This window comes from Pseudomonas sp. AM14(2022) (assembly GCF_036346455.1).
Classification (GTDB): Bacteria; Pseudomonadota; Gammaproteobacteria; order Pseudomonadales; family Pseudomonadaceae; genus Aquipseudomonas; species Aquipseudomonas putida_A.
This window is the reverse complement of the sequence record NZ_JAOTNY010000008.1, coordinates 162462-179569: the sequence shown is the minus strand read 5'-3', so window position 1 is coordinate 179569 and position 17108 is coordinate 162462. Positions and strand designations below refer to the sequence as shown.

The 17108-nt window shown below is 61.5% G+C and carries 15 protein-coding genes; 5 read left to right on the top strand and 10 right to left on the bottom strand.

Annotated features, from left to right (window positions below; genetic code table 11):
* Nucleotides 1-74 precede the first annotated feature (74 nt).
* From lnt to miaB, 5 genes are all read right to left on the bottom strand, one after another.
* Complete coding sequence (lnt, locus tag V3W27_RS17585) at nt 75-1598, bottom strand: apolipoprotein N-acyltransferase (RefSeq protein ID WP_330207193.1); 1524 nt, start codon at nt 1596-1598, stop codon at nt 75-77.
* A 276-nt stretch (nt 1599-1874) separates the two neighbouring features.
* Nucleotides 1875-2714 (bottom strand): HlyC/CorC family transporter, encoded by an 840-nt coding sequence (locus tag V3W27_RS17580; protein WP_027612886.1) that lies wholly within the window; start codon nt 2712-2714, stop codon nt 1875-1877.
* Nucleotides 2715-2719: 5 nt separating this feature from the next.
* Nucleotides 2720-3214 (bottom strand): rRNA maturation RNase YbeY, encoded by a 495-nt coding sequence (ybeY, locus tag V3W27_RS17575; RefSeq protein WP_330207154.1) that lies wholly within the window; start codon nt 3212-3214, stop codon nt 2720-2722.
* Entirely contained in the window at nt 3207-4205 is a 999-nt protein-coding gene (locus tag V3W27_RS17570; protein WP_097089326.1) for a PhoH family protein, read from the bottom strand. Before V3W27_RS17570 ends, ybeY begins: the two co-directional genes overlap by 8 nt.
* Before the next feature lie 284 nt (nt 4206-4489).
* Nucleotides 4490-5818 carry a tRNA (N6-isopentenyl adenosine(37)-C2)-methylthiotransferase MiaB gene (gene miaB, locus V3W27_RS17565; protein WP_007960557.1) on the bottom strand — a complete coding sequence of 443 codons (1329 nt, stop codon included), beginning with the start codon at nt 5816-5818 and terminating at the stop codon, nt 4490-4492.
* A 133-nt stretch (nt 5819-5951) separates the two neighbouring features.
* Here miaB and V3W27_RS17560 point away from each other — a divergent pair, with 133 nt between their 5' ends.
* Nucleotides 5952-6281 (top strand): DUF1820 family protein, encoded by a 330-nt coding sequence (locus V3W27_RS17560; protein WP_003185742.1) that lies wholly within the window; start codon nt 5952-5954, stop codon nt 6279-6281.
* Between the two features lie 166 nt (nt 6282-6447).
* Here the strand turns inward: V3W27_RS17560 and V3W27_RS17555 are convergent, their stop codons facing one another.
* From V3W27_RS17555 to V3W27_RS17540, 4 genes are all read right to left on the bottom strand, one after another.
* Nucleotides 6448-7002: a tetratricopeptide repeat protein gene (locus V3W27_RS17555; protein ID WP_330207153.1), complete on the bottom strand. Its 555-nt coding sequence runs from the start codon at nt 7000-7002 to the stop codon at nt 6448-6450.
* Nucleotides 7003-7227: 225 nt separating this feature from the next.
* A complete protein-coding gene (gene hemL / locus V3W27_RS17550; protein WP_134787403.1) occupies nt 7228-8511 on the bottom strand; it encodes a glutamate-1-semialdehyde 2,1-aminomutase in 1284 nt (427 codons plus the stop codon).
* Nucleotides 8512-8526: 15 nt separating this feature from the next.
* Nucleotides 8527-9150, bottom strand: coding sequence for a thiamine phosphate synthase (gene thiE / locus V3W27_RS17545; RefSeq protein WP_007960555.1), 624 nt, complete (start codon nt 9148-9150; stop codon nt 8527-8529).
* Between the two features lie 18 nt (nt 9151-9168).
* Complete coding sequence (locus tag V3W27_RS17540) at nt 9169-9966, bottom strand: hydroxymethylpyrimidine/phosphomethylpyrimidine kinase (protein WP_330207152.1); 798 nt, start codon at nt 9964-9966, stop codon at nt 9169-9171.
* A 302-nt stretch (nt 9967-10268) separates the two neighbouring features.
* Between V3W27_RS17540 and V3W27_RS17535 the strand changes: the two genes are divergently transcribed.
* The 4 genes from V3W27_RS17535 to V3W27_RS17520 all read left to right on the top strand — a co-directional run bounded on the left by V3W27_RS17535 (nt 10269) and on the right by V3W27_RS17520 (nt 16759).
* Complete coding sequence (locus tag V3W27_RS17535) at nt 10269-12623, top strand: hybrid sensor histidine kinase/response regulator (protein ID WP_330207151.1); 2355 nt, start codon at nt 10269-10271, stop codon at nt 12621-12623.
* A gap of 97 nt (nt 12624-12720) precedes the next feature.
* Entirely contained in the window at nt 12721-14370 is a 1650-nt protein-coding gene (locus V3W27_RS17530; protein ID WP_258676222.1) for an acyl-CoA dehydrogenase family protein, read from the top strand.
* A 183-nt stretch (nt 14371-14553) separates the two neighbouring features.
* Nucleotides 14554-16053: an AMP nucleosidase gene (gene amn, locus V3W27_RS17525; protein WP_167734182.1), complete on the top strand. Its 1500-nt coding sequence runs from the start codon at nt 14554-14556 to the stop codon at nt 16051-16053.
* Between the two features lie 70 nt (nt 16054-16123).
* Nucleotides 16124-16759 carry a pseudouridine synthase gene (locus V3W27_RS17520; RefSeq protein WP_260319940.1) on the top strand — a complete coding sequence of 212 codons (636 nt, stop codon included), beginning with the start codon at nt 16124-16126 and terminating at the stop codon, nt 16757-16759.
* On the opposite strand, the gene V3W27_RS17515 is transcribed toward V3W27_RS17520, so the two are convergent.
* Nucleotides 16754-16963: a DUF2788 domain-containing protein gene (locus V3W27_RS17515; protein WP_003228500.1), complete on the bottom strand. Its 210-nt coding sequence runs from the start codon at nt 16961-16963 to the stop codon at nt 16754-16756. The genes V3W27_RS17520 and V3W27_RS17515 overlap by 6 nt on opposite strands.
* Between the last annotated feature and the right edge of the window lie 145 nt (nt 16964-17108).

Sequence of the window (17108 nt, the reverse complement as noted above, 5' to 3'; positions counted from 1 at the left end):
CCATTCGCGAGCAAGCCCGCTCCCACATTTGAATTGCATTCCAAATATGGGAGCGGGCTTGCTCGCGAAGCTTTTTAAAGGGTTTTCGACATCCGGCTCGCCATCAGCGCCCAGCCAAACAGCAGCACACAGACGATGATCAGCGGCCATGAACGCCATTGCAGGTACGGCGTCAGGTTGTGCATCGGCACCACTTCGCCATACAGAATGCCCTGTTCGAACTGCGGGATCTGCTCGGTGATCTGCCCGAACGGGTTGATCAGCCCAGTCACGCCATTGTTCGTAGCGCGGATCATCCAGCGGCCGGCCTCAAGTGCGCGCATTTGCGCCATTTGCAGGTGTTGCAGCGGGCCGATCGAGGTGCCGAACCAGGTGTCGTTGCTGATTGTCAGCAGCAGATCGCTGCGTGCCGACAGCCCAGCGGCGAATTCCGGGTACACCACTTCGTAGCAGATGAATGGCGCGATTTGATAACCCTTGGCCTGCAGCAGCGGCTGATCCGCCGGACCGCGAGCGAAGTCGGACATCGGCAAGTCAAAGAACGCGATCAACCCGCGCAGCAGATCCTGCAACGGTACATACTCACCGAACGGCACCAGTTTCTGCTTGAGGTAGGTGCCATCGCCTTCGCCGACCACGGTGATGCCGTTGAAGAAGCGTTTTTCGTGACGAACCGTCTCGCGGATCGGCACCCCGGTGATCAGCGCCGATTTACGCTCGGCGGCGAAGTTGCCCATCATGTTCAAGTAGCCCTCGGCGGACTCCTTGAGCACCGGCACGGCGGTTTCCGGCCAGATCAGCAGATCCACCGGCTTGGAGCGAAAACTCAGATCGCGGTACAGCGCCAGTTGCGCGTTGAGCTGCGCCGGATCCCATTTCATGCTTTGTTCGACGTTGCCCTGAATCGCGGCGACGCTCAGTGCCGGGCCGGACGGACTGGTCCAGGCGTGGCCCTTGAGCGCAATACCCGCCACCCATGGCCCGACCAGCAACAGCAAACCGGCCGCGATAAAGCCTTTACGACCGGTTTGCAGCAGGCGCGGTGCGTTGTAGATCAGCGCCGCAGTCAGCGCCAGAACGAACGACACCAACCACATGCCGCCCACCGGCGCGAGCCCGGCCAATGGGCCGTCGAGCTGACTGTAACCGGAGTAGAGCCACGGAAAACCGGTGAGAAACCAGCCACGAAACGCTTCCTGGCCGACCCACAGCGCGGCAAACGCCAGCGCATCGGCCAACGGTGCCTCGTTGCGGCGCAACCAGCGCGCCCAGACCCACGCGGGCAGGGCGAAGAAAAAGGCGATCGCTGCGGTGAACAGCAACATCAGGAACCCGGCCAGCAGCACCGAGGCACCACCGAAGTGGTGGATGCTGCAGTAGATCCAGCTGGTGCCGGCGCCGAACAGGCCGAAACCGAAACACCAGCCACGGCCCAGCGCCTGACGCGGTTTCAGCTCGCGCAGGCCGGCGTAGAACAGCCCAACCGCGAGCAAAGCCAGCGGCCAGATGTTGAACGGGGCGAGGGCGAAGGTGGTGATTGCACCGGCCGCCACGGCCAGCAGGTTACCGGGCCAGCCGGGGCGGGTTGTCCAGCGCAGGGGGTATGTCATCAGCTATTTCCTGTATCGCGCCGGGTCTGCTGTTACGCAGGGCAAGGCGCGAGGAGTGAAGTTTGGTTTTTCAAATGAACGACGAGCAACGCAGCCCTGCGTAACAGCAGGCCCGGCCCTCCGGGTTACGCCTGAAAGCGGGCCATGCTGCGTTGCAGTCCTTGGAAAGGGAATGCCATTCCCTGCGGACTGCGCCTTGCCTGGCCCGCTTTCAGGCGCAACGCGATACAGGAAATAGCTGATGACATACCCCAATCCTTAGATTTAACGAGCGATTGGCGTCAGTCGCAGCAAATGAATCCGACGGCTGTCGGCGTTCAGGATGCGGAAACGATAGGCGCCGATTTCAGTGATTTCGTTGCGTTTTGGCAAGTGCCCGAACGCGCTCATCACCAGACCGCCGACGGTGTCGAACTCGTCGTCGGAGAATTCGCTGTCGAAGAACTCGTTGAAGTTCTCGATCGGTGTCAGGGCCTTGATCAGGAAGTCACCGCTGGGCAGCGGCTTGATGTAGCTGTCTTCTTCGACGTCGTGCTCGTCTTCGATGTCGCCGACGATCTGCTCCAGCACGTCTTCAATCGTCACCAGACCGGCCACGCCGCCGTACTCGTCGATGACGATGGCCATGTGGTTGTGGTTGGCGCGGAACTCACGCAGCAATACGTTCAGACGCTTGGACTCGGGCACGAAGGTGGCCGGGCGCAGCAGGTCCTTGATGTTGAAGCTGTCGCCGTTCTCCTTGAGGATCAGCGGCAGCAGATCCTTGGCCAGCAGCACGCCCATCACGTCGTCGTGGCTTTCGCCGATGACCGGATAGCGCGAGTGGGCCGAGTCGACCACGGCCGGGAGGAATTCACGGGGTGTCTGGTTCGCCTTGATGCTGATCATCTGCGAGCGCGGCACCATGATGTCGCGTACTTGCAGGTCAGCCACCTGAATGGCGCCTTCGACGATGGCCAGCGCTTCGCTGTCCAGCAGTTTGTTCTGATGTGCATCACGCAGCAGCTCAAGCAGCTCCTGACGGTTCTTCGGCTCGTGGGCAAAAGCCTGGGTCAGTTTACCCAGCCATGACTTCTGCCCGTTGCTCGATCGATCTTCGCTCATAGCGATTACTCTGAATCCTTTGTTGTAACGATAGGGGATGTTTCGGCTTCGTCGTCCGCGTACGGATCGGGATAGCCCAGTTCGGCAAGCAACTCGCGTTCCAGTGCTTCCATTTCTTCGGCTTCGTCGTCATCTATATGGTCGTAACCGAGCAGATGCAAGCAGCCGTGAATGACTAGATGTGCCCAATGGGCCTGGAGTTCCTTGCCTTGTTCGGCAGCTTCGCGCTCGACCACGGCCACGCAGATCACCAGATCGCCGAGCAGCGGGATGTCGAGAAACTCGTCCGGGACTTCGGCCGGGAACGACAGGACGTTGGTCGCGTAATCCTTATGGCGCCAGGTGTGATTCAGCTCACGACCTTCTTCCTCGCCAACCAGACGAATGGTCATTTCCGAGTCGGCGCTGCGCTGGCGCAGGGCCAGTTCGCACCATTTGCGGAAGTCGGCTTCACTCGGGGCGTTCGCTTCGGTAGCGATTTGCAGATCCAGCTCAAGCATCGCGCGAGGTTTCCCTGGCGGCTTCGGCACGGGTCTCGAAGCGCTCGTAGGCCTCGACGATCCGCTGCACCAACGGATGGCGCACGACGTCTTTGGGCTGGAAGTGGGTGAAGCTGATGCCAGGAACGTCCTTGAGCACTTCGATCACATGATGCAGCCCGGACTTGGTGCCGCGCGGCAGGTCGACCTGGGTGATGTCGCCGGTGATGACGGCGGTGGAGCCGAAGCCGATCCGGGTCAGAAACATCTTCATCTGCTCGACGGTGGTGTTCTGGCTTTCGTCGAGAATGATGAAGCTGTTGTTCAGCGTACGACCGCGCATGTAGGCCAGCGGCGCGACTTCGATCACCTGGCGCTCGATCAGCTTGGCCACGTATTCGAAGCCGAGCATTTCGTAGAGGGCGTCGTACAGCGGGCGCAGGTACGGGTCGATCTTCTGGGCGAGGTCGCCGGGCAGGAAGCCGAGTTTTTCACCCGCTTCAACCGCCGGACGTACCAGCAGGATGCGGCGGATCTGCTCGCGCTCCAGGGCATCGACGGCGCAAGCCACGGCCAGATAGGTCTTGCCGGTACCGGCCGGACCAATGCCGAAGTTGATGTCGTTGCCGAGGATTTCCTTCACATAGCGCAGCTGATTCAGGCCGCGTGGGCGAATCATGCCTTTCTTGGTGCGCAGAGCGACGGAGGCTTCGGCGGGGGCGTGGTTGTCCAGTTCGACCACGGCCGATTCCTGGAGGAACAGGTGCACCATGTCCGGCGACAGCTCGGTACCCTTGGTTTCGCGGTACAGGCGGCGCAGCAGGTTTTCCGCAGACGTGGTGTGCTTGGGGTCGCCGATCAGCTCGAACTGGTTTCCGCGGTTGCGGATCTCGATGGCCAGGCGCTGTTCGATCAAGCGCAGATGCTCGTCGAATTGCCCGCACAGATTGGCGAAGCGGCGAGCCTCAAAGGGCTCGAGGATAAAACGATGTGGTTCTATGGGTGCGTTCAAGGTCGTATTTAGCCGCCCTGGGGCAATTAAGATGAAATCAAGGATAACGCCAGTGGCGTGGGTGCGAAAGCTCTTAAATATCGATGCGAGTCTGGAAAGCCTTTCTGTGGCGGGTGGAGTTATCTGTGGCGAGGGGATTCATCCCCGATGGGCCGCGGAGCGGCCCCAAAACCAGAGCTTTCGGTATGGCAGATTAACCACAACTTCAGCTTTGGGTCGGCTGCGCCAACCATCGGGGATAAATCCCCTCACCACAACAGCCCTACGACAGAAGACGCGCGGTGTTATTGAATCAACGAGCCGCGCAGCGAGTGCGGTTGCGCCGCGTCGATGTGCACGTCGGCGAACTGGCCGATCAGGGTCGGATTATCGCAGCGGAAGTTGACGATACGATTATTCTCGGTACGCCCTTGCAGCTCGCCCGGGTCTTTCTTCGAGTAGTCGGTGACCAGAATGCGCTGGATCGAACCGACCATTTGTCGGCTGATCTCGAACCCTTGCTGATTCAAACGATGCTGCAAGGCGTTCAGGCGTTCTTTCTTCAGCTCTTCCGGGGTGTCGTCGGCCAGATCGGCCGCCGGGGTGCCCGGGCGCTGGCTATAGACGAACGAGTAGGAGAAGTCGAAACCGACGTCGGCAATCAGCTTCATGGTCTGTTCGAAGTCTTTCTCGGTCTCGCCGGGGAAGCCGACGATGAAGTCCGAACTGATGCAGATGCCCGGCACGGCAGCGCGCAGTTTACGCAGCTTGGATTTGTACTCCAGCGCGGTGTGGTTGCGCTTCATCGCCGCGAGGATCCGGTCGGAACCCGACTGCACCGGCAAGTGCAGGTGTTTGACCAGCTCCGGCACTTCGGCGTGGGCCTGGATCAGGCTGTCGGAGAACTCCAGCGGGTGCGAAGTGGTGTAGCGGATGCGGTCGATGCCGTCGACAGCGGCGACCACGCGGATCAGCTCGGCCAGATCGGCCAGACGCCCATCGTGGGTCAGGCCGCGATAGCCGTTGACGTTCTGCCCCAGCAAGGTCACTTCACGCACGCCGTTCTCGGCGAGGTGAATGATCTCGGCAATCACGTCATCGAACGGCCGGCTGACTTCTTCGCCACGGGTGTAGGGCACCACGCAGAACGTGCAGTACTTGCTGCAACCTTCCATCACCGACACGTAGGCGCTCGGGCCGTCGATGCGCGGCTCGGGCAAATGGTCGAATTTTTCGATTTCCGGGAACGAGACGTCGACTTGCGGCAACTTGCTGCTGCGCGCGGCGTCGATCATTTCCGGCAGACGGTGCAGGGTCTGCGGGCCGAAGACCACGTCGACATACGGGGCGCGATCACGGATCGCCGCGCCTTCCTGGCTGGCCACGCAACCACCGACGGCGATCACCATGTCCGGGTTGGCCAGTTTCAGTTCGCGCCAGCGGCCGAGCTGCGAGTACACCCGATCCTGAGCACGTTCGCGGATCGAGCAGGTGTTGAGCAGAATCACGTCGGCGTCTTCGGCGCGGGCGGTGACTTCCAGGGCCTGATGTTCGCCCAGCAGATCGACCATGCGCGAGCTGTCGTACTCGTTCATCTGGCAACCGTGGGTTTCGATGTAAAGCTTCTTGGCCATGGAGTAAGGTCGTCACCTGATTCAAAGAACCGCGCATTATAGGGAACAAGCCCTCAGGTTCCTACCGCTGTGCGTCCGGCGGCTATGCTATAGTTTGCGCCCTCATTTTTATCCCCGATGTTATCCCCCCGCCATGACCAAACGCGAAGCTCCAATCTATAAGGTGATTTTCCTCAACCAGGGCCAGGTGTTCGAAATGTACGCCAAGCAGATCTATCAAAGTGATCTGTGGGGTTTTCTGGAAGTGGAAGAGTTCGTCTTTGGCGAGCGCACGCAAGTGGTGGTCGATCCGAGCGAAGAGAAGCTCAAGGCGCAGTTCGAAGGCGTGGTGCGCAGCTTCGTGCCGATGCATTCGATCGTGCGCATCGACGAGGTGGAACGTCTGGGCACCCCGAAAATCAGCGAAGCCCGTGGCGCGGTCGGCAATGTGATGCCGTTTCCGATGCCGATGCCTGAGAAGTAAGCCCGGATCTGGATTTGAAATGATTTGTGGCGAGGGGATTTATCCCCGATCGACTGCGAAGCAGGCGCAAGTCCATTCAGCAAGGTATGTCAGAAGGAGCTTGATTGCAGGGTTTTGGGGCTGCTTCGCAACCCATCGGGGATAAATCCCCTCGCCACAAAAGCGCTTATGGCAATGGCGAGAACGGCGTACGCCCGTCGGCGCTCTGCAGTTCCATCAGGTATTTACGGAAAATTTGCCCGAGCACCTGGGTCGCGGTTTCGAGGTCTTCGCGGGACATTTTTTCGGAGACTTCGTCGGCGGTGTCCAGCGCATCTTCGGCGCCGTTGACCGCGGCCATCTTCAGCACGATGTACGCCTGAATGTTGTTGGCCTGCACGCCTTCGCCGTGGAAGAACATGGTGCCAAGCTTGAACTGCGCCTGAGCGTGGCCTTGCAGCGAGGCCTTTTCGAAATAGCTCAGGGCTTGATTGAGATCGCGTGGCGCATTCTTGCCGTTGTAGTAGAACTCACCCAACTCGTATTGCGCTTGCGCATCCCCTTCGTCGGCCGCTTTCTGGCAGGCGGCCAGTGCCTGCGTGACGTCTTGCGGCTGAGTGTTGAGGGTGCAACGACCCATCGCCGGGATCAACAACGAGTTGCCGCCTGCTTGTGCATGCGCGAGCAGGGGCTGAAGGAGCAACAGGCAGCCCAAGGCAAGGGTGCGGCCGGTGCGGTTCATGGGAATCGACTTACCTCTGAAGGGCACGCGGACCCATCGAGGGATCCAATAAGCGCGCATTATGAAATAAGCAGGGCCAACCTTACAAAGTCTTTACTCGTTTTTCTGCTGCGCGGGGAATATATCGGCCACTTTCTGGCGGATTTTTAGCAGAGGCGTGGGAAAAACAGCGTGGGTGTAGGTGAAAGCTGACGCTGGCCATGGCCAACGTCAGCGGTACGGCGATTACTTCAGTGCAGCGAAGGCACGTTCGGCAGCGTCCAGGGTGATTTTCAGCTCGGCTTCGCCGTGGGCGATCGAGGTGAAACCGGCTTCGAATGCACTCGGTGCCAGGTACACGCCGCCTTCCAGCATCAGGTGGAAGAAGCGACCGAACAGTGCTGCGTCGCTGGCCATCACGTCTTCAAAGGTGACGATGTCGTCGGCGCCGCTGAAGTACAGGCCGAACATGCCACCCGCTTGCGTGGTCACGAACGGAATGCCCGCGGCATCGGCGCGTTGTTGCAGACCGTCGAGCAGGCGCGTGGTGTAGTCGGTCAGCTCGGCATGGAAACCCGGACGGCTGATCAGGCGCAGCGTGGTCAGACCGGCGGCCATCGCCAGTGGGTTACCCGACAGGGTGCCCGCCTGATACACCGGGCCCAGTGGCGCGATGCGTTCCATGATTTCGCGCTTGCCACCGAAGCAGCCGACCGGCATGCCGCCGCCGATGATCTTGCCGAAAGTGGTCAGATCCGGGGTTACGCCGTAGTGCGCCTGTGCACCGCCGAGGGCAACACGGAAACCGGTCATCACTTCGTCGAAAATCAGCACCACGCCATGCTTGTCGCACAGCGAACGCAGGCCTTCGAGAAAACCCGGTGCCGGCGGCACGCAGTTCATGTTGCCAGCGACTGGCTCGACGATGATGCAGGCGACGTCCTGACCGACTTCGGCGAGCATCTTCTCCACGGCATCGATGTCGTTGAACGGCAGGGTCAGGGTGTGTTTGGCGAACGCTGCCGGTACACCGGCGGAGCTTGGCACGCCTTGAGTCAAAGCGCCGGAGCCGGCCTTGACCAGCAGGCTGTCGGAGTGACCGTGGTAGCAACCTTCGAACTTGATGATGCTGTCGCGACCGGTGTAACCACGGGCCAGACGAATCGCACTCATGGTCGCTTCGGTGCCGGAGCTGACCATGCGCACCATGTCCATCGACGGCACCAGCGAGCAGACCAGGTCGGCCATCTCGGTTTCCATCGCGGTCGGCGCGCCGTAGGACAGGCCGTGCTGCAGTTGATTGCGCACCGCATCGAGCACGTCCGGGTGGCTGTGGCCGAGGATCATCGGCCCCCACGAACCGACGTAATCCACATAACGCTTGTCGTCTTCGTCGGTGACGTAGGCGCCTTCGGCATGCTTGAAGAACAGCGGTGTGCCGCCCACGCTCTTGAAGGCGCGAACCGGCGAGTTCACGCCACCGGGAATGTGTTTCTGGGCATTGGCAAACAGGGTTTCGGAACGAGACATGATCGGGCTCTCAAATCAGATTTTCAGAAGTTCGTTGAAGGCGCGGGCGCGGCGGGTCACTTCGGCGGTGCTTTCGGCACCGAACAAACCGTGGACCACCGCCAGCAGGTCGACCCCGTGGGCCACCAGTGGCGCGGCGTTGTCGAGGGTGATGCCACCAATCGCGCAGACCGGCAGATGCAGCTTGCGTTTGGCCTCGTCGAGCAGATCGAGGCTGCAGCTTGGCGCGCCGGGTTTGGTGTTGGAATTGAAGAAGCGACCGAAGGCGACATAGCTCGCGCCTTCTTTGGCGGCTTGCTCGGCCAGTTCGAGTTGCGCGTGGCAGGTCGAACCGATGATGGCTTTGGAGCCGAGCAGGGCGCGGGTCGGCGACAGCGGGCCGTCGGTCTGCCCCAGGTGCACGCCGACGTTGAGGCGTGCGGCCAATTCGGCGTCATCGTTGATGATCAACTGCGTCTTGTAGCGTTCGCACAGATCGCGTAGCGCTTCGGCCTCGCGCAGACGGCGGGCCTCGTCGCTGCTTTTGTCGCGGTATTGCAGTAGGGTGACGCCGCCTTCCAGCGCCGCCTCCACATACGACAGAAACTTGCCCGCCAGCAATTGGCTGTCGGTGATGGCGTACAGGCCACGGAGTTTCATCAGGCAGACCTCACGACGTTACGAGCAAAAATCCAGCGGCAGGCGACGCGGCACGAACTGGCCTTTGCCCAGTTGTTCGGCATCGCGCAGGGTGCGCCAGGTGTAATCCAGTGCCGTACGCACGGCGCCGGCGAGGTTTTCACCCTGGGCCAGCCGACCGGCGAGGGCGCTGGCCAATGTGCAGCCGGAACCGTGATAACTGCCCGGTAAACGCTGGCAATAGAAGGTTTCACGCAGGCCGTCACGGCTGTACAGGCGATTGTGGATTTCAGTTTCGTCGCCATGGCCGCCAGTGATCAGCAGGTTTTTGACGAACGGCAGGAGTTTTTCCGCGCACTCGTCCGCAGTGCCTTCGGGCAGTTCGGCGAGGATTCGGGCTTCGGGCAGGTTGGGGGTGGCAATGATCGACAGCGGCAGCAGACGCTCGCGCATCGCATAACCGACTTCATCCTTGCCCAGACGTCCGCCGCCGCCGGCACGCAGCACCGGGTCGCAGACCACTGGCAAGTGCGGGTGCGCAGAGAGCAGTTCGACCACGGTGTCGACCATTTCCAGCGAGCCGAGCATGCCCAGTTTGACCGCAGCGACTTCGGAGTCGTTGAGCACGGCATTGGCCTGGGCCAGTACCCACTCACGGTCGAGGACGCGGAAGTCAGTGACGTTGACAGTGTCTTGCACGGTCAGGGCGGTGACGGCCGGAGCCGCATGGCAACCCTGCGCAAGCAGGGCTTCGATATCTGCCTGCAAGCCGGCGCCACCACTGGGGTCGTGGCCGGAGAGACAGAGGACAACGGGGCGGGAGCTGTAGATATTCATGGTGCGCGAGCTTACCACCAAAGCTGAATTTGGGGTTCAGTCCCGATCGAGCTTGTCATCACAAAAGCATTCACAATGTCTGCTGCTTTACCGAGTTGACCAACTCAACAGCTCTAGCTTGCTGCTTTGCTCTGAAACGCCCGTTCTAGAGCCTTTGTGGGAAAAATTTCGATGGTGCTCAATGGCCATCAACGGCTATGCTAGGCTGGATCCAAACCAATAACAGGTAATACCGGTTTACGTCTACTCAAAGGGAATGGGGGGCTTCCTGACACAACCGGACGAGCCACGCTGGGGCTTCAATGCGCTATTTGCTGATGTTGCTGTTCTGCTTGCCCCTCCTCGCAAGCGCCGTCGAGTTCGACGAAAATACCCAGAGCCTCCCGCTGGGCCGCTCCTTGCAAGTGTTCGAAGACCCGAGCGGTCAGGCGAACATCGCCGACGTCCGTGCTCAAGCGGCGGCGGGCAATTTCAAACCCCACGACAAAGCCACGCTCAATGCCGGTTACTCGCGCTCGGCGTTCTGGTTGAAGATCGATCTGCATTACCGTCCGAACAACCCGGCCGCGCAACGCACCTGGCTGCTGGAGCTGGCGTATCCGCCGCTCGATCACCTCGACCTTTATATGGCCGATGCCAATGGCGACTACCGCCTGATCCGGCAGACCGGCGACGCCTTGCCGTTCGCCAGTCGCGAGATCCGGCAGAACAATTACCTGTTCGACCTGACCTTCGCCCCTGACCAGCAAAAAACCGTGTACCTGCGCCTGGCCAGTGAAGGCTCGATCCAGGCACCAGTGACGTTATGGTCGAGCACCGCGTACCTCGAAGACCAGCCGGTGCGCCTGTATGTGCTGGGGATCATCTATGGCGTGCTGCTGGGGATGCTGGTCTACAACCTGTTCATCTACCTGAGCGTGCGCGACACCAGCTACCTCTATTACATCTTCTACATCGCCTCGTTCGGCCTTTATCAACTGTCGGTAAACGGCGCGGCGGTCGAGTATTTCTGGCCGGACAATCCGTGGTGGGCCAACGCCGCCACACCGTTTTTCATCGGTTGCGCCGGGTTGTTCGGCAGCCAGTTCGCCCGCAGTTTCCTGCAGACCAGAACCCACAGCCGCTGGCTCGACTATCTGCTGATCGCCCTGATCGCGTTCGGCGCGCTGGTGGTCGGGCTGTCGCTGATGACCAGTTACGCATTGTCGCTGCGCCTGGCGACCCTGTTGGCGCTGGTGTTCACCGTGGTGATCTTCGCCGCCGGGATTCTCGCCTGGTGGCGCGGCTTGCGGGTGGCGCGTTATTTCATCATTGCCTGGTCGGCGTTCCTGCTCGGCGGCATCGTCAATACGCTGATGGTGCTGGGCCTGCTGCCGAACGTGTTCCTGACCATGTACGCCAGTCAGATCGGTTCGGCCATCGAAGTCGCGCTGCTGTCGCTGGCGCTGGCCGACCGCATCAACGCCATGCGCGAGCAACAGGCGCAAACCCTGTTCGATGCCGGGCAAAAACTCGAAGTGCTCAACCAGCAACTGGCCCACAGCAACAAACTCAAGGACGAATTCCTCGCGACCCTGACCCACGAATTGCGCACGCCGATGAACGGTGTGATCGGTTCGCTGGAACTGATGCAGACCGTCGAGCTGGAGCCTGAACTGGAGCAATACCAGCAAACCGCCGCCGGCTCCGCCCGGGACATGATGCGCATGGTCAACGGCATCCTCACCCTCACCGAATTGCAGGCCGGCAAGCTCAAGGCGACGCCGGGCAGCTTCAGTCTGCGCGCGGTGGTCGAGGCCTTGCGCGTGCAGTTCGACGGCAACGCGGCGAGCAAGTCGCTGGACTTCAAGGTCGAGGTGCTGCCGACCCTGCCGGATCGCTTGCACGGCGACAGCGCAAAACTGGCGCAATGCCTGGAGTGCCTGCTGGACAACGCGATCAAGTTCACCCGGGTCGGCGGTCTGGCGCTGCGAGTGACGGGCAAACCGGCGGCGGGCAATCGCTTAGCGTTGTCGTTTGCGGTGATCGACACCGGCATCGGTTTCACCGATCTGGGCGAGGCGACGATGTATCAGCGCTTCTTCCAGCTTGATGGCTCGATGACCCGCGAATACGGCGGGCTGGGCGTGGGGCTGGCGATCTGTCGGCAACTGGTGGAACTGCTCGGCGGCAAGCTGACTCACCGCTCCCAACCAGGCAGCGGCAGCCGTTTTCAACTGGATGTCGAGTTCGAGCTGCCGCAGGTTGAAGCGGCGCCAACCCCGGACGCGCTGCATGAGCGCAGCCGGGCACCGCAGGACTGCACGGTGTTGCTGGTGGACGACAACAGCGTCAATCAACTGGTGATGCGCGGCATGCTGCTCAAGCTCGGTTTCCGCGTGCGCACGGCGGACAACGGCGCGGCGGCACTTGATTGCCTGCAACGGGAAACCTTCGACGCGGTGCTGATCGATTGCCAGTTGCCCAATCATGAAGGCGCGTCGTTGTGCTGCCAGATTCATGGGTTGCCCGGCTGCGCCAATCTGCCGGTGTTCATGCTGGCCCTGGGCACAGATCGCGAGCACTGCGCGCCGGGTACGCGCATCGATTACCTGAACAAACCGGTGAAATTCGAAGACCTGCAGACGGCGCTGGAGCGTCGGGTGCTCAGCGCATAATAGGGTGAAAGCGCCGACAGTTCGGCGCATATGACACTTTGATCAGCCACGGGCCGGTGCTTAACTGAATCCCTTGGCTGACCAAAGGAGCCCCGTCATGAACCTGCATCAGTTCGCCGAAACCCACGAAGTCACCAACCAGCCACCGTCGCTGGACGGTGCCAACCTGTACCGCATCGACCTGCCATTGCAGGAGTGGTCGCGCCGCTTTGGCGCCGGGTGGGCCGAGTCGCGGATCGATGCCTACGGTGCGCTGGCCGGCGGGCCGTTGATGGAGGCCGGGTTCCTTGCCAATCAGAACAAACCGGTGTTCGTCAGTCATGACCGCTACGGTCATCGCATCGACTTGGTGGAGTTTCATCCGGCTTATCACGAGCTGATGCGCACCGCGATTGAACATGGCCTGACCTCATCACCCTGGACCCATCCGCAGGACGGCGCGCATGTCGCCCGCGCCTCGATGAGCTATCTGCACAGCCAGGCCGAGGCCGGCAGCGGTTGCCCGTTGACCATGACTTTCGCCAGTGTCCCGGCCATGCGTTTGCAGCCTGATCTGGCCGAGCAGTGGCTGCCGAAAATCCTCGCCACCGAATACGACCCGCGCAACGTCGGCATGGCGCACAAGGCCGGCGTGACCATCGGCATGGCGATGACCGAGAAACAGGGCGGCACCGACGTGCGGGCCAATACCACCAAGGCCTATCCGGTCGGTGCCAGTGGCCCGGGGCAGGCCTATGAACTGGTCGGGCACAAGTGGTTCTGCTCGGCGCCGATGTGCGATGCATTCCTGACGCTGGCGCAGACCGACAAGGGCCTGACCTGCTTCCTGCTGCCGCGCCATCGCCCGGACGATACGCGCAATCAGTTCTACATCCAGCGCCTGAAAAACAAACTCGGCAACCAGTCCAACGCCTCCAGTGAAGTGGAGTTCCGTGGCGCTTTGGCGTGGATGGTCGGCGAAGAGGGGCGCGGTGTGCCGACCATCATCGAGATGGTGGCGATGACCCGTTTCGATTGCATGGTCGGCTCCAGCTCGCTGATGCGTCAGGCGCTGACCCAGGCCAGCCACCACTGCGCGCACCGCAAGGTCGGCGGCAAACTGCTCAGCGAGCAACCGTTGATGCAGAACGTGCTGGCCGATCTGGCGCTGGAAAGCGAGGCCGCGCTGGCCCTGAGCCTGCGCATGGGCAAGGCGCTGGATCATCTGGATGATCGCCATGAAGCGCAATTCGCCCGGCTGGTGACGGCGGTGGGCAAATACTGGATCTGCAAACGTGCCCCCGGAATGATCAACGAAGCCGCCGAGTGCATGGGCGGTGCCGGGTATGTCGAGGAGAGCATCCTGCCACGGCTGTATCGCGAAGCGCCGGTCAACTCGACGTGGGAAGGCTCGGGGAATGTGCAGTGCCTGGATGTCTTGCGCGCACTGTCGAAAGAGCCGGGTGTGCTCGATGTGCTGTTCAGCGAGTTGGGCGATGGCCATGGCGACAAACGTCTGGCTGCGCATATCCAGCAGTTGCAGGCGCAGTTCAAGGACACCAGCGATATTCAGTATCGGGCGCGGCAACTCACCGAAGACATCGCGCTCGGTTTGCAGGCCAAGCTATTGCTGGAGGCCGGCAACTCTGCGGTCAGCGACGCGTTCATTGCCAGCCGCCTGAGTGGTGGCGGCCGGGTCTACGGTGCATTGCCGCGTGGGCTGGACGTCGAAGCCATCGTCGCTCGCGCTACCCCCCAGGGTTTCTGACCCACCACAAATCCCCTTGTGGGAGCGGGCTTGCTCGCGAATGCGGTGTGTCAGTCAATGGATAGGTCGACTGACACTGCGCATTCGCGAGCAAGCCCGCTCCCACAGGGGGATCTCCATTGATAGGGAGATTTGGATATAGCCACAACGCCACTGTTCCCGTGACGCGATGTTGCAGGCAAGATGAAGCTCTGCAAGTCAGAACACAGGAAGCTGATCGTGACCGAAGCGTTTATTGTCGTTCAAACCGCCGAACAAGCCGTGGATCGTCTGGCCGAGCTGCATGAGCGGGCCACCACTGCGCTGAACTCGGCGCTCAAGCGTTACCTCAAGGATCGCGTCGAGCCTGACGCCGAACAGCGTGCTCTGTTTCGTTACCCCGAACTGCGTCTGACCTACCTGTGTCAGGGCGAAGTCCCGCAGACCACCCGCGCCTACGCCAAGGTGCAACTGCCGGGCACCTACAGCGTCACCGTCACCCATCCCAAGGCGTTCCGCAAATACCTGCTGGAACAACTGGTGCCGTTGATGCACGACTTCACCGTGACCGTGGAAGTCGGTGTCAGCCAACAGAACATTCCGTACCCATACGTGGTCGAGCAGGGCGATGAACTGGCCGGCTCCGGCGTCACCGCTGCGGTGCTGGCGCGGGTGTTCCCGAGTACCGATCTGTCCGCCGCCACTGATGGCATTGCCGACGGTCTCTACGATTGGGAAAACACCGATCCGCTGCCACTGGCGCTGTTTGACGCCGCGCGCGTCGACTTCTCCCTGCGTCGCCTGGTGCACTACACCGGCAGCGACTGGCGCCATGTACAGCCGTGGATTCTGCTGACCAACTATCACCGCTACGTCGACCAGTTCATCGTTCATGGCCTGGAACAACTGCGCAACGACCCGCGTTTCGTGCGCATGGTGCTGCCGGGCAACGTGATCATCGAGAAGGGCATGGATCACGGCGAAGCCTCGGCGATCGCCGCTGGCGTGGTCTGGCACCGCTACCAGATGCCGGCCTATCACCTGATCGCCAATGACGGCCACGGTGTGACCCTGGTCAACATCGGCGTCGGCCCGTCCAACGCCAAGAACATCACCGACCACCTGGCGGTGCTGCGTCCGCATTGCTGGCTGATGATCGGTCACTGCGGCGGGCTGCGTCAGTCGCAGACCATTGGCGACTACGTGCTGGCCCATGCCTACATGCGTCGCGACGGTATTCTCGACCGCGTGGTGCCGCCGAACATTCCGATCCCGGCACTGGCCGAAGTGCAACTGGCGCTGCAACAAGCCGCGGCCAATATCACCGGCGAGAAGGGCGAGGAGCTGAAAAAGCGCCTGCGCACCGGCACCGTACTGACCTACGACGACCGCAACTGGGAACTGCGCTGGGCGCAGGAACGTCCGCTGATCAACCTGTCCCGCGCCGTGGCGGTGGACATGGAAAGCGGCACCATCGCCGCCCAGGGTTATCGCCTGCGGGTGCCGTACGGCACGTTGCTGTGCGTTTCGGACAAACCGCTGCACAGTGAAATCAAGCTGCCGGGTTCGGCCAACGCGTTCTACGAGCGCGCGGTCAGCCAACACTTGAAGATCGGCATCGCGGCGGTGGATCTGCTGCGCACCGAACTCAACTCGCTGCACTCGCGCAAACTGCGCAGCTTCGACGAGCCGCCGTTCCGCTGATTTGTTGATGGTCATTTAACGGTCGGGCTACTAGCATTAGCAGCCCTGACCGTTAGATGTTTGTTCTCTTATGTCCCGTCCCCCGCGTTCTCCTTCCCGCCGCCCTGGCGCGAAGCCTTCCCCCTCAGCTCCACGCCGTGTCGCCAAGGCGCCGCCGGCCGAGCCGAAGCTGATCCTGTTCAACAAACCGTTCGATGTGCTGACGCAGTTCAGCGACGAAGGCGGGCGGGCGACGCTCAAGGATTTCATCGATCTGCCCGGCATCTATCCGGCCGGACGCCTTGATCGCGACAGCGAAGGTTTGCTGCTGCTGACCAACGACGGTCAGTTGCAGGCGCGGATTGCCGACCCGAAACACAAGTTGCCGAAGACGTACTGGGTGCAGGTCGAGGGCGAGCCAACGGCCGAGCAACTGCAGCGTTTACGCGATGGCGTCGAACTGAACGACGGCATGACCCTGCCCGCCGAGGCGCGGCAACTGGAAGAACCTGAACTGTGGCCACGCAATCCGCCGGTACGCTTTCGCAAAAGCGTGCCGACCAGTTGGCTGGAGCTGGTGATTCGTGAAGGACGCAACCGTCAGGTACGGCGGATGACCGCAGCGGTGGGGCTGCCGACGTTGCGGCTGGTGCGGGTACGGATTGGCGACTGGACGCTCGAAGGGCTCGATCAGGGCCAGTGGAAGGAAGTGCCGGCGCGGCTATAGAGCGCCGGATTCGATCAGGCCGATCACCACACTCTTGATGATGAACGCGGCCACGCCCAGACCCAGGACGAAGAACAGAATGAACGAGCCGAAACGCCCGGCCTTGGACTTCTTCGCCAGATCCCAGACGATGAAACCCATGAAAATGATCAGGATGCTGACCAGGCCAGTCATCATCCACTCTTCGAATACTGCAGGATCCATCGGGCATCTCCGGCGCGCACAGGGCTGAAAGGGCTGGGCGATTATACGCCGAGGGTGGCAGGGCCGCATTGACCTGTGTCGGTGTGCCGCGGTTATGGGGTGCCTGTACCGGCCTCTTCGCGAGCAAGCCCGCTCCCACAGGGGA

Excerpts from the sequence above, each read along its gene's own strand:
- V3W27_RS17530 (WP_258676222.1), top strand. The coding sequence starts at position 12,721 with ATGAACCTGCATCAGTTCGCCGAAACCCACGAAGTCACCAACCAGCCA.
- V3W27_RS17515 (WP_003228500.1), bottom strand. The coding sequence starts at position 16,963 with ATGGATCCTGCAGTATTCGAAGAGTGGATGATGACTGGCCTGGTCAGC.
- V3W27_RS17555 (WP_330207153.1), bottom strand. The coding sequence starts at position 7,002 with ATGAACCGCACCGGCCGCACCCTTGCCTTGGGCTGCCTGTTGCTCCTT.
- V3W27_RS17560 (WP_003185742.1), top strand. The coding sequence starts at position 5,952 with ATGACCAAACGCGAAGCTCCAATCTATAAGGTGATTTTCCTCAACCAG.
- ybeY (WP_330207154.1), bottom strand. The coding sequence starts at position 3,214 with ATGCTTGAGCTGGATCTGCAAATCGCTACCGAAGCGAACGCCCCGAGT.
- V3W27_RS17520 (WP_260319940.1), top strand. The coding sequence starts at position 16,124 with ATGTCCCGTCCCCCGCGTTCTCCTTCCCGCCGCCCTGGCGCGAAGCCT.
- V3W27_RS17580 (WP_027612886.1), bottom strand. The coding sequence starts at position 2,714 with ATGAGCGAAGATCGATCGAGCAACGGGCAGAAGTCATGGCTGGGTAAA.
- V3W27_RS17535 (WP_330207151.1), top strand. The coding sequence starts at position 10,269 with ATGCGCTATTTGCTGATGTTGCTGTTCTGCTTGCCCCTCCTCGCAAGC.
- V3W27_RS17540 (WP_330207152.1), bottom strand. The coding sequence starts at position 9,966 with ATGAATATCTACAGCTCCCGCCCCGTTGTCCTCTGTCTCTCCGGCCAC.
- hemL (WP_134787403.1), bottom strand. The coding sequence starts at position 8,511 with ATGTCTCGTTCCGAAACCCTGTTTGCCAATGCCCAGAAACACATTCCC.
- thiE (WP_007960555.1), bottom strand. The coding sequence starts at position 9,150 with ATGAAACTCCGTGGCCTGTACGCCATCACCGACAGCCAATTGCTGGCG.
- amn (WP_167734182.1), top strand. The coding sequence starts at position 14,554 with ATGAAGCTCTGCAAGTCAGAACACAGGAAGCTGATCGTGACCGAAGCG.
- miaB (WP_007960557.1), bottom strand. The coding sequence starts at position 5,818 with ATGGCCAAGAAGCTTTACATCGAAACCCACGGTTGCCAGATGAACGAG.